Source organism: Phycicoccus sp. M110.8 (genome assembly GCF_032464895.1).
Classification (GTDB): domain Bacteria; phylum Actinomycetota; class Actinomycetes; order Actinomycetales; family Dermatophilaceae; genus Pedococcus.
In genome coordinates, this window is record NZ_JAWDIC010000002.1 from 204233 (window position 1) to 216624 (window position 12392).

The following is a 12392-nucleotide window of genomic DNA, read 5'->3' on the forward strand; positions in this document are numbered from 1 at the left end:
CCTAGTACGTGAACCGCTCGAGGTGGATGCGCTCGCTCGGGGTGCCGCAGGCCAGCGCGGCGCGCCGCGCGGCCTCCATCCAGCCGGGCGAGCCGCACAGGAACACGTCCCGCTCGGCCACGTCGGGCACGAGCTGGGTGAGGGCCTGGGCGTCGGTCAGGTGGGCCGCAGACTGCGGCAGCCAGGTCTCCCGCCCCGGGACGCGCGGCCCCTCGACGGTGAAGTAGCGGGCGCCCCGCTGGGTCGCGAGGTCGTGCAGCTCGTCGGCGTGCACGAGGTCCTCGCCGGTCCGGGCGCGGTGGATGACGGTGACGTCGCCGGGCGCCTGCCGGAAGCCCTCGAGCAGCGCGCGCATCGGGGTGATGCCGATGCCCGAGCCCATGAGCAGGACCTTGCGCCGGGTGCGCACCCCCTCGTGCAGGCGGCCGTACGGCCCCTCGACGAGGACGCGGGTGCCGGGCCGCAGCCGCGCCAGCCGGGCGGTGCCGTCGCCGACGTGGGCCGCGGTGATGCGCAGGTGGCGTCCGTCCGGGGCCGCGGAGAGCGAGTACGGGTTGGCGCGGGTCCAGCCCGGCCCGTCGAGGAAGCGCCACTGGAAGAACTGGCCGGGGAGCGCGTCGAGCCGCTCCACCCCCGGGCCGCCGACGACGACGGAGGTGACGCCGGGCGCCTCCTGCCGCACCGAGACGACCCTGATCGGAGAGCGCAGCGAGCGCCAGGCAGGCAGCCCCAGGCGGTAGACAAGCACCGCGCCGGCGCAGACGGCATACAGGGTCCACCAGAAGACGGTGGAGACGCGGGAGGTGAGGAACTCCTGCCCGGTCCACAGCTGGTGCGGCAGCGCCAGCCCCGCGCCGAGGTAGCCGTAGAGGTGGATGAGGTGCCACGACTCGTACCGCAGCCGCGCCCGGGCCTTCTTGACCGAGGTGACGACCACCATGCACAGGGCCACGGTGCCGGCGACGGCCAGCAGCATGCCCGGGTAGTTGACGACGAAGTCGACGATCGTGCCCCACAGGCCCTTCGGACCGGTGGCGGCGTAGCCGAGGGTGATCAGGACGATGTGCGCCCAGAGGAGGTTGAAGGAGGTGAAGCCGACGTACCGGTGGGTCCGGGCCAGGGCGTCCTGGCCCCACGCCTGCTCGAACCACGGGACCCGCGCCATGAGGAAGACCTGCACGAGCAGCAGCGCCGAGGCCACGAGCCCGGTGAGGCGGCCCAGCGAGGTGAGGCCTGTGCCCAGGCTGCCGAGGTCCTGCACACCGCCGTTGGCGACCCAGAGTGTCACCACGAAGAGGACGACGAACCAGAACAGCGACACCGAGGCGTCACGCCACCAGCTCGGCACGGGCCGGACGGGGCGAGGGCGCCGGGCGGGTGCGGCGGAGGCGGCTGTCGGCGCCATGGCGCCGGCGAGGTCGGTCGAGGTCACGGGAAGACTCTGCGGCCGCCGTCTGTGAGGTTGCTGTGGACGGCCCGTGACGGACGTCAGTCTTCGTCCGGGGCCGCCCGACCACCCTGTCCACGCACGACCCGCCCGTCGACCACGACCAGGTCGGCACGAGCCGCCGTCGGGCCGACCAGGACCGCGTTGGCCTCGTCCGAGCGCAGCACCCAGGCGCGCGCGTCCTGCGGCGCCGGGCCCGTGCCCACGTGCCGCCGCACCAGCCGCTCCACCCGCACGTCGTCCGCGAGCGCGCAGAACCACACCTCGTCGAGCTGGGCGCGCACCGGTCGCCACGCCTCGTCGTCGACCAGCAGGTAGTTGCCCTCGGTGACGACGACGTCCGCCCGCACCGGGACGACCAGGGCGCCCGGCTCCGGCTCCCCCACCGCGTGGTCGAACGCCGGCGCCGCGACCTCGTGGCGCGGCACCTCCCGCACCGCCCCGAGGACCGCCGCGTAGGCCGCGGCATCGAACGTGTCGGGCGCTCCCTTGCGGTCACGGCGGCCCAGCCGCCGGAGGTCGGCGTCGGGGAGGTGGAAGCCGTCCATGGGCACGTGGGCGACGTGCCCGGCCACGCCGGGGTCGTCGGCGGTGGCTGCCAGGACCGTCGCGACCAGCGTCGTCTTGCCCGACCCGGGTGGGCCCGCGATGCCCAGGACCCGCCGTCGGCCGTCGCGCCGTGCTGCTGCCGCCAGTGACCGGATCCGCGTGAGGAGCGCGCCGTCCGGGACCGGGGCGGTCGCCGGGGCCCCGGTCAGGTCCACCACCCCAGGAGCTGGCCGCCGATGCGGACGATGAAGGCGACGAGGACGAGCACGAACACGACCCGCACGAACCGGCTGCCCCGGGCCACGGCCGTGCGGGCACCGGTGTAGCCGCCGAGCAGGTTGGCCGCGGCCATGACCAGGCCGATCCCCCACATGACGTGCCCGCCCGGTGCGAAGACCGCGATCGCGCCGAGGTTCGTGGCCAGGTTGGCGATCTTGGCCTTGGCGCTGGCCTCGAGGAAGGCATAACCCATCAGCCCCACGAGCGCGAAGACGAGGAAGCTGCCCGTGCCCGGGCCCAGCGCCCCGTCGTAGACCCCGATGCAGAAGCCGGTGAGCATCGCCACGACCGTGTGCCGGTGACCGTCGAACCGCAGGGCCGTCTCCTGCCCCAGCGACGGCCGGGCGACGGTGTAGGCACCCACGACCACGAGCATCACCAGGATGATCGGGTTGAACGCCGACTTCGGGATGTGCAGCCCGATGAGCGCACCACCGGCCGACCCGACGAACGCGACCGCCGCCATCGGCAGGGCCGTGCGCAGGTCGGGCCGGACCCGACGCCAGTAGGTCAGCGAGCTCGTCGCCGTGCCGAAGACCGACGACACCTTGTTGGTGGCGAGCAGCTGGGCAGGCGTCGCGCCCGGGAAGCCGAGCAGCAGCGCCGGCAGCTGGACGAGCCCGCCCCCGCCGACCACGGCGTCGACCCAGCCGGCAGCGAACCCGGCCAGCGCCATGAGCAGCAGCGTGCTCGTCGCGACGTCGCCCACTCAGTGCCCGGCGATCCAGCGGTCGACGATGCCCACGATGTCCGAGAGCTGGTGCGCCTCGGCGTCCGGCGTGACGTCGACCTCGACTCGCTGCTCGGCCGGGATGTCGCTGTGCGGCACCCAGATCGCGCGCATGCCGACCTGCTGCGGCCCGTGGACGTCCTCGAAGAGCCGGTCACCGACGTACACGGCGTGCTGCGGCTCCACCCCGACCGCCCGGCAGGCCATGAGGAACGCCTCGGCGTGCGGCTTCACGACGTGGATCTCCGAGGAGTAGACGTCGCCGTCGACGAGGTCGAGGACGCCGTCACGCTGGAACAGCTCGCGGTGGTAGGCCCGCGACCAGATCGTGTTGGACAGGACCCCGACGCGGATCCCCCTGTCGTGCAACGCCTCCCAGAGCGGTCGGACCTGGGGGTCCGTGTGGGTGTGCGGCTCCCAGAAGCGCTGGTATGCCGCGAGCGCCAGGTGGTGCCGGTCGTGCTCCGGGTCGACGCCGGCCTGCGCCAGCACCTCCTCGAGGGAGGCGCTGGAGTGGTCGGAGCGACCGCGCTTCCAGGCAGCCTCCTCGGCCACGAGGATGCGGTGCGCCAGCGAGTCGGCCTCGGCGAGGTCCTCGGGGTCCATGTCGTGGGACTCGACCGGGATGCCGTGGACCTCGCGGGCGAAGACGCGCCACTGCGCGGGGAGGTCGACCTCGTGCCAGGGCGTGAGCGTGCCGCCCCAGTCGAAGATGACCGCCTCGACCGGTCCGTGGGCCGAGGTCGTCACGAGTCGCTGCCGCGGACCTCGCGGACCTCGCGGACCACCTCGGCCACGACGTCGCCGACCGGCACCTCGCGGCGCTCGCCGGTGGCACGGTCCTTGATCTCGACGACGCCGTTCTCGAGCGACTTGCCGATGACCACGATCGTCGGCACGCCGAGCAGCTCGGAGTCCTTGAACTTCACGCCCGGGCTGACCTTCTGCCGGTCGTCGTAGAGCACCGACAGGCCCTGCGCCTCGAGCGACCGGGTGACGTCCTCGGCGGTCGAGAAGACCTCGGGGTCGCGCGTGACGTCCTTGCCGGTGGCGACGACGTGCACGTCGACCGGGCTGATCTCGCGCGGCCAGCGCAGGCCGAGCTCGTCGTGGTTGCCCTCGGCGACGCACGCGACCGCGCGCGAGACGCCCACGCCGTAGGAGCCCATGATGACGGTCTGCAGCTTGCCGTTCTGGTCCAGCACCTTGAGGTCCAGGGCCTCGGCGTACTTGGTGCCGAGCTGGAAGATGTGGCCCATCTCAATGCCGCGCGCCGACTCCAGCCCGTGCCCGCACGACGGGCAGGCGTCGCCGGGCCGCACGTCCGCGGCCTCGATCGTGCCGTCGGCAGTGAAGTCGCGGCCGGCGACGAGGTCGACGACGTGCTTGCGGGACTCGTCGGCTCCGGTCACCCAGCGGGTGCCCTCGGAGACCCGGGGGTCGAGCAGGTAGCGGATGCCGGAGGCGTTCTCGCTGCCGAGCACGCCGGGGCCGATGTAGCCCTTCACGAGGGCGGGGTTGGCCGCGAAGTCCTTCTCGTCGAAGGCCTCGACGCTCGCGGGCTCGACCTGCGCCCCGAGCCGCTTCTCGTCGATCTCGCGGTCACCGGGCACGCCGATGGCCAGCGGCTCGCGCGTGCCGTCGGGGTGGGCGAGCACGACCAGGACGTTCTTGAGCGTGTCACCGGCCTCCCAGGGACGGTCCTCGCGGGGGAACGCGGCGTTGAGGTGGTCGACCAGCGTCTCGATGGTCGGGGTGTCGGGGGTGTCCTCGGCGTGCGCGGCCGGCACGCCGTCCCACGGCACGGGGTCGGGCGCGGGCACGCGCACGGCCTCGACGTTCGCGGCATACCCGCACTCGGGGCAGTGGACGTAGGTGTCCTCGCCGTTCTCCGCGGTGGCGAGGAACTCCTCGCTCTTGGAGCCGCCCATGGCGCCGGCCATCGCCTGGACGATGACGTAGTGGAAGCCGAGCCGGTCGAAGATCCGGATGTAGGCGTCGCGGTGCAGCTGGTAGGCCTTGTCGAGGCCGGCCTCGTCGATGTCGAAGGAGTAGCTGTCCTTCATGACGAACTCGCGGCCGCGGAGCAGGCCGGCGCGCGGGCGGGCCTCGTCGCGGTACTTCGTCTGGATCTGGTAGATGGACAGCGGCAGGTCCTTGTACGAGGAGAAAAGGTCCTTCACCGCGAGGGTGAACATCTCCTCGTGCGTGGGGCCGAGCAGGTAGTCGGCGTCCTTGCGGTCCTTGAGCCGGAAGATGTTGTCGCCGTACTCCTCCCAGCGCCCGGTCGCCTCGAACGGCTCCTTGGGCAGCAGGGCGGGGAACAGCAGCTCCTGGGCGCCGATGGCGTCCATCTCCTCGCGGACGATGGTCTCGACCTTGCGCAGCACCTTCAGCCCGAGCGGCAGCCAGGTGTAGATGCCCGGGCTGACGCGCCGGATGTAGCCGGCCCGGACGAGGAGCCTGTGGCTCGGCACCTCTGCGTCCGCCGGGTCCTCGCGGAGGGTCCGGAGGAACAGGGTCGACATGCGCAGGGCCACTTCGGTCTCCTTCGGGTGGGGGGCCACCGGGAAGGATATCTGCCCGTATGCCGCGTGCTCACCGCGGTTTCGCGGCCGCCGCTCCCCGCCCCGGTGGCCGCTCCGGCTCTTCGCCCACAATTCGCTGTGCGGGTGAAGGTTCACTCGCCAGACGAATCGTGGGCGAAGATTCGTGCGCCGGTCAGGGCAACAGGAGCCGCGGACGGCCGACGTCGCCCGGGTCGGCGGCGCGCGGCGCCACGACGAGCCCGGCGCCGAGGTCGTCGGCCAGCGGCCGGTCGACCCGGCCGGCGCGCACGAACCGGAACTCGGGCACGGCAGCCGCCTCCTCGCCCATCGCCTGCCGGTCCGCGTCGGACGGCTGCCGCGCGATCGAGGTGGACACGGCGCCGGCGCCGTCGCGCGGGGCCGGTGCCGAGCCCCAGGGCTCCAGCGGCGGCAGGTCGACCACCCAGACCGTGGTCCCGGGGGTGCAGAGACCCGCCAGCAGCGCGGTCACTCGGGCGTCGGCACCGCCGTCCTGCCCGGGGGTGACGTCCTCCCCCAGGGTGACGTCCTCCCCCGCCAGGAGCCGCCGCACGACCTCGGGCGCGTCCCCCGGCACAGTGTCGAGGCCCAGGAGCACGGCCGCGTCAGGCAGTGCGAGCGGCGGTCCGTCGCCGCGGCGGACCGGCCACCGCGGGAACGCTGCGTCCGGCCAGACGTAGGGAAGGTCGTCGGGGACGTCGCCGAACAGCGGCCGGTAGTGCTCCGGGTCCTTGCGCACCAGCGAGGAGCGGTGGCTGAGGTGCAGGGCCTCGTCGCCCACCCAGGGCGGCACCTCGCCCCGGTCGTGCAGCTCGTCCCAGTCCGGCTCGACGCCGCCGGTGAACTCGACCAGGGCCGCACGGGTGGAGTCCGCCCGGCTGCGGGCGCGCCACTCGTCGACGCAGGCGAGCCCGTAGGCGACCAGCGCCGGGACGAAGCCGCGCCACATCCGCGTCACCGGGTGGTTCTTCCAGCCGTACTCCGGCCACGTGAGCGCCCGCAGCACCTGGAAGGTCTCCACCCGCTGCTTGCCGAGGCGCCGGTCGTCGAGGGCGGCCGCGCTCGTGCGCGGGTTCGCGTACGGAAGGAACGTCTGCATCGGTCCTTCCTACCCCGGCCGGGGCCGATCCACCCCTCGGCGGACGCGGTCCCGGCACTGCCACACTGGCCCCATGACGACCCGCATCGAGACGCCCGAGCAGCTCACGGCCCTCCTGGGCGAGCCGCTCCCCCGTGTGCGCGACAAGGTCCGCCCGGCCCTGCACGACCTCGACCGCGAGTGGCTCGCCGCCTCGCCGTTCTGCCTGGTGGCGACCTCGGCCGCAGACGGCAGCTGCGACGTCTCGCCCAAGGGCGACCCGCCCGGCTTCGTCCGGGTCCTCGACGACACCACGGTCGCCGTGCCCGAGCGGCTGGGCAACAAGCGGGCCGACGGCTACCGCAACGTCCTGTCCAACCCGCACGTCGGGCTGATCTCGATCGTCCCGGGCCGCGGCGACACGCTGCGGATCAACGGGCGCGCGCACCTCGTGAGCGACGCCCCCTGGTTCGACGACATGGTGGTCAAGGGGCACCGGCCGGTGCTGGCACTCGTCGTCGAGGTCGACGAGGTGTTCCACCACTGCGCCAAGGCCTTCATGCGCAGCCGCCTCTGGCACCCGGAGACCTGGGACCCGATGGCGGTCGGCTCCCGCCCGCAGATCGCCAAGGCCCTCGAGCGACCCGAGGACTCGATCGAGGAGCTCGAGCGCTACTACGGCTCGCAGTACTCGACCGGCCTCTACTGACGCCGGAGCACCACGCGCACCAGGCCGACGACCGACGCGGCCGCAAGGACGATCCCGGCCACGAGCCAGAACCGGGCGCGGGGATCGCGCCCCGGCACCACCACGAGGAACGCGCCGAAGGCCAGGAGCGACCCCCAGAACCAGTACCCGATCGTCCCCGGCCCGACATCCTCGTCCTCGACGTCGGTCACAGCAGGACCGTCGAGAACGTCCCCACGTCGACGAATCCGACACCTCGGTAGGTAGCCCGGGCGCTGGTGTTGAAGTCGTTGACGTACAGCGTGACCCAGCGCGCGCGGGTCTGCATGACCTGCTCGACGACCGACGCCATGAGGCCGGTCGCGAGACCCTGGCCACGCAGGTGGGGCGCCAGCCAGACGCCCTGGATCTGCGCGCACCCCAGCGCCACCGACCCCACGTCGGCCTTGAAGACGACGGCGCCGTCCTCGACGACGACGAAGGTGTGCCCGCGCTCGATCAGGGCGAGCAGAGCCTGGCGGTATGCCGCGCCGGAGCCGGTGTACGGCTTGTAGCCGATCTCGCCCTCGAACATGTGCGCCGCGGCGGGCATCACGAGGTCGACCTCGTCGAGGCGTGCGGGCCGCACCCGCGGGTCCAGCTCGACACCGATCGAGGACGGCAGCTCCATCATGCTCATGAGGGGCTGCGCGGTGCGCACGGCCCGGGCCGGGCCCCACGTCGGCTGGAGCAGCCGCCACAGCTCGGTGACCTGGTCGGCGGGCCCGAGGATCGAGGCACAGTGCCGGCGCCACCGGCGGACGCGGTCGGCGAACCAGGCGAGGCTCTGGTCGTCGGCCTCGACCGGGACGAGGTTGGCGCTCGACCAGCACAGGGACTGCAGCCGCCCGTCCACCTTGTGGCCGAGCACCGTCCCGGGCTGGGTGGTCAGGACGCCCTCGAGCAGGCGCGCCGCGACGAAGACGTTTGCCGCGAGGTCGCGGGAGCAGACCTCGAGGGCGGCGTCGCGGTCCGACGCCGACAGGGCGTGGACCGGGTTGCGGGTGCGCAGCACGGTGTCAGCCTAGGCCCCACCGGGGCACACCGCGTCGCAACGAGGTCCGCCGCTCCCCGCGGCGGTCGCGGCCACCGAGCGCGGGCAGCCGACCGCGCGGAGTGCGGTCAGCCGACCGCGCGGAGGGCGGTCAGCCGACGGTGACGGAGGGTGCCCCGGCGTCTGCCTCGTCGACCGGCTCGCCCATCTCCTCGGCGATGCGCATGGCCTCCTCGATGAGGGTCTCCACGATCTGCGACTCGGGCACCGTCTTGATGACCTCGCCCTTGACGAAGATCTGGCCCTTGCCGTTGCCCGAGGCGACACCGAGGTCGGCCTCGCGCGCCTCGCCGGGGCCGTTCACGACGCAGCCCATGACGGCCACCCGCAGCGGCACGGTCATGCCCTCGAGGCCGGCGGTCACCTCGTCGGCGAGCTTGTAGACGTCGACCTGCGCGCGACCGCACGAGGGGCACGAGACGATCTCGAGCTTGCGCGGCTTGAGGTTGAGAGACTGCAGGATCTGGTTGCCGACCTTGACCTCCTCGACCGGCGGGGCCGAGAGGGAGACGCGGATGGTGTCGCCGATGCCCTTGGACAGCAGCGCGCCGAACGCGGTGGCCGACTTGATCGTGCCCTGGAACGCCGGCCCGGCCTCGGTGACGCCGAGGTGCAGCGGCCAGTCGCCCCGCTCGGACAGCATCTCGTAGGCGCGCACCATGACGACCGGGTCGTTGTGCTTCACCGAGATCTTGAAGTCGTGGAAGTCATGCTCCTCGAACAGCGAGGCCTCCCAGACGGCCGACTCCACCAGGGCCTCGGCGGTCGGCTTGCCGTACTTCTCGAGCAGCCGCTTGTCGAGCGACCCGGCGTTGACGCCGATCCGGATCGAGACGCCCGCGTCCTTGGCGGCCTGGGCGATCTGCTTGACCTGGTCGTCGAACTGGCGGATGTTCCCCGGGTTGACCCGCACGCCCGCGCAGCCGGCGTCGATCGCGGCGTACACGTACTTGGGCTGGAAGTGAATGTCGGCGATGACCGGGATCTGCGACTTGCGGGCGATCGCGGGGAGGGCGTCCGCGTCGTCCTGCGACGGGCACGCGACCCGGACGATGTCGCAGCCCGCAGCGGTGAGCTCGGCGATCTGCTGCAGCGTCGCGTTGATGTCCGTCGTCGGGGTCGTGCACATCGACTGCACGGAGATCGGGGCGTCGCCGCCGACCTCGACCTTGCCGACCTTGATCTTGCGCGTCTTGCGCCGGGGGGCGAGGACGGGCGGAGGGAGGGCCGGCATACCGAGACCAACAGTCATGCGTCCATTATCCGGTATGCCGCGCACCTCGCCCCCCGCAGGGTGGGGTCGCTACCCGCCCAGGTTGACCGGCTTGACGACATCCGCGTAGATCAGCAGCGCCGACATCACGATGAGCACGGTCGACACGGCATACGCCACCGGCAGTGCCTTGGCGACGTCGACGTGACCGGGGTCCGGGCGGTGCAGCAGGCGCGCCACCGACCGCTTGAGGCCCTCCCACAGGGCACCCGCGACGTGGCCGCCGTCGAGCGGCAGCAGCGGGATGAGGTTGAACACGAAGAGCGCGAAGTTGAGCGACGCCATGAGGCTCAGGAGGAAGACGAACGGGTTGATGCCGTCCGGTCCGCCGATCCACGACACGCCGCCCGAGGCCGCCTCGCCGGCCATCCGGCCCACGCCCACGACCGAGACGGGTCCGTTGGGGTCGCGCTGCCCGGACCCGAAGGCCGCCTCAGCGACGCCCTTCATCTTCTGGGGGATCTTCAGGACGATCCCCGCAGTGGCCTTGAGCTGCTCACCGACGATGCCGGGCACCTCGGTCACCGGCTGCGGGACGTAGGCCACCGGCGTCTGGCTGCTGACCCCGATGAACCCGGCGTCGACCGTCACGGGCTTGCCCTGGGCGTCGACCTTCGGCCGCCCCTGGTCGTCGACCTGCTGCACGGTGTTGCGGATCGGCGTGACGGTGAGCGTCACCTGGCGGCCGTCGCGCTCGACGACGACCGGCGTGGCCTGCCCCACCCGCGGGCGCACGAGGCGGCCGACGTCGGTGGTCGAGGTGATGGGCTGCCCGGCGATGGAGACGAACCGGTCGCCCGGCTTCAGGCCCGCCTGGTAGGCCGGCGTCCTCGGGTCGGACGGGGTGCACGCTGTCTTGGTGGTGGCCTGCTCGGCCGCGACGACGCACTCGCTCACCGCGGCGACGTCGGCGCCCTTCTGCGGCGTGGCGATGCCGTAGAGGGAGACGATGCCGCCGAGCAGGACGACGCCGATGAGCAGGTTCATCATCGGGCCGCCGAGCATGACGACGACCTTCTTCGGGACCGACAGCTTGTAGAACACGCGGTCCTCGTCCCCAGGCCTGATCTCCTCCAGGCTGAGCTGGCGGGCCTCGTCGGCGAGCTGGGAGAAGCGACCCGTGGAGGACACCCGCAGCGTGCCCGGCTTGTCGCCGGGACGGGGCGGGAACATGCCGATCATGCGGATGTAGCCGCCGAGCGGGATGGCCTTGACGCCGTACTCGGTCTCGCCGCGGCGGGTCGACCACACCGTGGGCCCGAAGCCGACCATGTACTGGGTGACCTTGACCCCGAACTTCTTGGCGGGCACGAGGTGGCCGATCTCGTGCAGGCCGATCGACAGGCCCACGCCGAGGGCGACGAACAGCACCCCGAGGATGTACAGCAGGACGGTCACGCGCGAGCCCCCTGGGCGCTGGTGGTGGTGCCGCCGGCAGTGGCGTCGGTGGCGGTGTCGTCGGTGGCGAGGTCGGGGCCGGGCAGTCCCAGCACCTTCCGCGCACGCCCGCGGGCCCAGTCGTCGGCCCGCAACACGTCCTCAACGGACAGCGCCGCGGAATCGATCCCGGACCCCGTGTGCTCCTGCACGACCCGCTCGACGGTGTCGACGATGTCGGGGAAGCGGATGTGCCCGTCGTGGAACGCGTCGACGGCGACCTCGTTGGCGGCGTTGTAGACGGCCGGGTACGTGCCGCCGGACTCCCCCACCTGCCGGGCGAGCCGCACCGCGGGGAACGCCTCGTCGTCGAGCGGCTCGAATTCCCACGACTGGGCCCTGGTCCAGTCGACCGGCACGTCGACGTCCGCCAGCCGGTCGGGCCAGGAGAGGCCGAGCGCGATCGGCACGAGCATGCGCGGCGGCCCGGCCTGGGCGATCGTCGAGCCGTCGACGAACTCCACCATCGAGTGGATCATCTGCTGCGGGTGGACGACGACCTCGATCGCGTCGAACGGGATGTCGAAGAGCAGGTGCGCCTCGATGACCTCGAGCCCCTTGTTGACCAGGGTGGCCGAGTTCGTCGTGATGACGCGGCCCATGGAGAAGTTCGGGTGCGCGAGCGCGTCGGCCGGGGTGACGTCGCGCAGCGAACCGCGGCTGCGCCCGCGGAACGGCCCGCCGCTCGCGGTCACGACGAGCCGGCGCACCTCCTGTGCGCGCCCGCCCCGCAGGCACTGGGCGATCGCGGAGTGCTCGGAGTCGACGGGGACGATCTGGTCCGCAGCGGCAGCGGCCTTGACGAGCGGGCCGCCGACGATCAGCGACTCCTTGTTCGCCAGCGCCAGTCGCGACCCGGCAGCGAGCGCGGCCAGGGTCGGCCGGAGACCGATCGAGCCCGTGATGCCGTTGAGGACGACGTCCGCACCCGACCCGGCTGCCGTGACCGCCGCGTCGTCCCCCACGACGACCTGCGGCCGGTATGCCGGGCGGCCGGCGCGGCGCGCGTGCGCGGCGACGGCCTCGGCCACCGCCTCGTGCGTCCCGCGGGCGACCGCCAGCAGCTCGGCCCCGAAGGCGACGGCCTGCTCGGCGGCGAGGTCGAGGTTCGACCCGGCGGACAGGGCGGTGACCCGGAACCGGTCGGGGTTGCGCGCGATGACGTCCAGGGCCTGGGTCCCGATGGACCCGGTCGAGCCGAGGACGGCGACGCTGCGCGGTGGTGTCACGTCCCCATTGTCCCCCATCGGC

12 protein-coding genes are annotated in these 12392 nt (G+C 72.7%); 1 reads left to right on the forward strand and 11 read right to left on the reverse strand.

The window, feature by feature from the left end; translation table 11 throughout:
* Position 1 precedes the first annotated feature (1 nt).
* The 6 genes from RKE38_RS12440 to RKE38_RS12465 form a co-directional block, all read right to left on the reverse strand.
* Positions 2-1432, reverse strand: a complete 1431-nt coding sequence (locus tag RKE38_RS12440) for a ferredoxin reductase family protein (protein WP_316007807.1) — start codon at positions 1430-1432, stop codon at positions 2-4.
* A 56-nt stretch (positions 1433-1488) separates the two neighbouring features.
* On the reverse strand, positions 1489-2211 hold the full coding sequence (locus tag RKE38_RS12445) for a nucleoside/nucleotide kinase family protein (RefSeq protein ID WP_316007808.1): 723 nt from the start codon (positions 2209-2211) through the stop codon (positions 1489-1491).
* Positions 2202-2951: a TSUP family transporter gene (locus RKE38_RS12450; RefSeq protein ID WP_316007966.1), complete on the reverse strand. Its 750-nt coding sequence runs from the start codon at positions 2949-2951 to the stop codon at positions 2202-2204. Before RKE38_RS12450 ends, RKE38_RS12445 begins: the two co-directional genes overlap by 10 nt.
* Positions 2952-2984: 33 nt before the next feature.
* On the reverse strand, positions 2985-3755 hold the full coding sequence (locus RKE38_RS12455; RefSeq protein ID WP_316007809.1) for an HAD family hydrolase: 771 nt from the start codon (positions 3753-3755) through the stop codon (positions 2985-2987).
* Positions 3752-5545, reverse strand: a complete 1794-nt coding sequence (locus tag RKE38_RS12460; protein WP_316007810.1) for a proline--tRNA ligase — start codon at positions 5543-5545, stop codon at positions 3752-3754. Before RKE38_RS12460 ends, RKE38_RS12455 begins: the two co-directional genes overlap by 4 nt.
* Before the next feature lie 181 nt (positions 5546-5726).
* Positions 5727-6671, reverse strand: a complete 945-nt coding sequence (locus RKE38_RS12465) for an MSMEG_6728 family protein (RefSeq protein WP_316007811.1) — start codon at positions 6669-6671, stop codon at positions 5727-5729.
* Between the two features lie 73 nt (positions 6672-6744).
* Between RKE38_RS12465 and RKE38_RS12470 the strand changes: the two genes are divergently transcribed.
* On the forward strand, positions 6745-7359 hold the full coding sequence (locus RKE38_RS12470) for a pyridoxamine 5'-phosphate oxidase family protein (RefSeq protein WP_316007812.1): 615 nt from the start codon (positions 6745-6747) through the stop codon (positions 7357-7359).
* Here the strand turns inward: RKE38_RS12470 and RKE38_RS12475 are convergent.
* The 5 genes from RKE38_RS12475 to dxr form a co-directional block, all read right to left on the reverse strand.
* Positions 7353-7550, reverse strand: coding sequence for a hypothetical protein (locus tag RKE38_RS12475; protein WP_316007813.1), 198 nt, complete (start codon positions 7548-7550; stop codon positions 7353-7355). The genes RKE38_RS12470 and RKE38_RS12475 overlap by 7 nt on opposite strands.
* Complete coding sequence (locus RKE38_RS12480; RefSeq protein ID WP_316007814.1) at positions 7547-8392, reverse strand: GNAT family N-acetyltransferase; 846 nt, start codon at positions 8390-8392, stop codon at positions 7547-7549. Before RKE38_RS12480 ends, RKE38_RS12475 begins: the two co-directional genes overlap by 4 nt.
* Positions 8393-8522: 130 nt before the next feature.
* Complete coding sequence (gene ispG, locus RKE38_RS12485) at positions 8523-9683, reverse strand: flavodoxin-dependent (E)-4-hydroxy-3-methylbut-2-enyl-diphosphate synthase (protein WP_316007815.1); 1161 nt, start codon at positions 9681-9683, stop codon at positions 8523-8525.
* 51 nt (positions 9684-9734) lie between these two features.
* Positions 9735-11102 carry a M50 family metallopeptidase gene (locus tag RKE38_RS12490; protein ID WP_316007816.1) on the reverse strand — a complete coding sequence of 456 codons (1368 nt, stop codon included), beginning with the start codon at positions 11100-11102 and terminating at the stop codon, positions 9735-9737.
* Positions 11099-12388: a 1-deoxy-D-xylulose-5-phosphate reductoisomerase gene (gene dxr / locus RKE38_RS12495; protein ID WP_410055460.1), complete on the reverse strand. Its 1290-nt coding sequence runs from the start codon at positions 12386-12388 to the stop codon at positions 11099-11101. Before dxr ends, RKE38_RS12490 begins: the two co-directional genes overlap by 4 nt.
* Between the last annotated feature and the right edge of the window lie 4 nt (positions 12389-12392).

What these genes read in the sequence shown, in the direction of transcription:
- ispG (WP_316007815.1), bottom strand. Translation starts at nt 9,683, where the DNA reads ATGACTGTTGGTCTCGGTATGCCGGCCCTCCCTCCGCCCGTCCTCGCC.
- RKE38_RS12450 (WP_316007966.1), bottom strand. Translation starts at nt 2,951, where the DNA reads ATGGCGCTGGCCGGGTTCGCTGCCGGCTGGGTCGACGCCGTGGTCGGC.
- dxr (WP_410055460.1), bottom strand. Translation starts at nt 12,388, where the DNA reads ATGGGGGACAATGGGGACGTGACACCACCGCGCAGCGTCGCCGTCCTC.
- RKE38_RS12470 (WP_316007812.1), top strand. Translation starts at nt 6,745, where the DNA reads ATGACGACCCGCATCGAGACGCCCGAGCAGCTCACGGCCCTCCTGGGC.
- RKE38_RS12465 (WP_316007811.1), bottom strand. Translation starts at nt 6,671, where the DNA reads ATGCAGACGTTCCTTCCGTACGCGAACCCGCGCACGAGCGCGGCCGCC.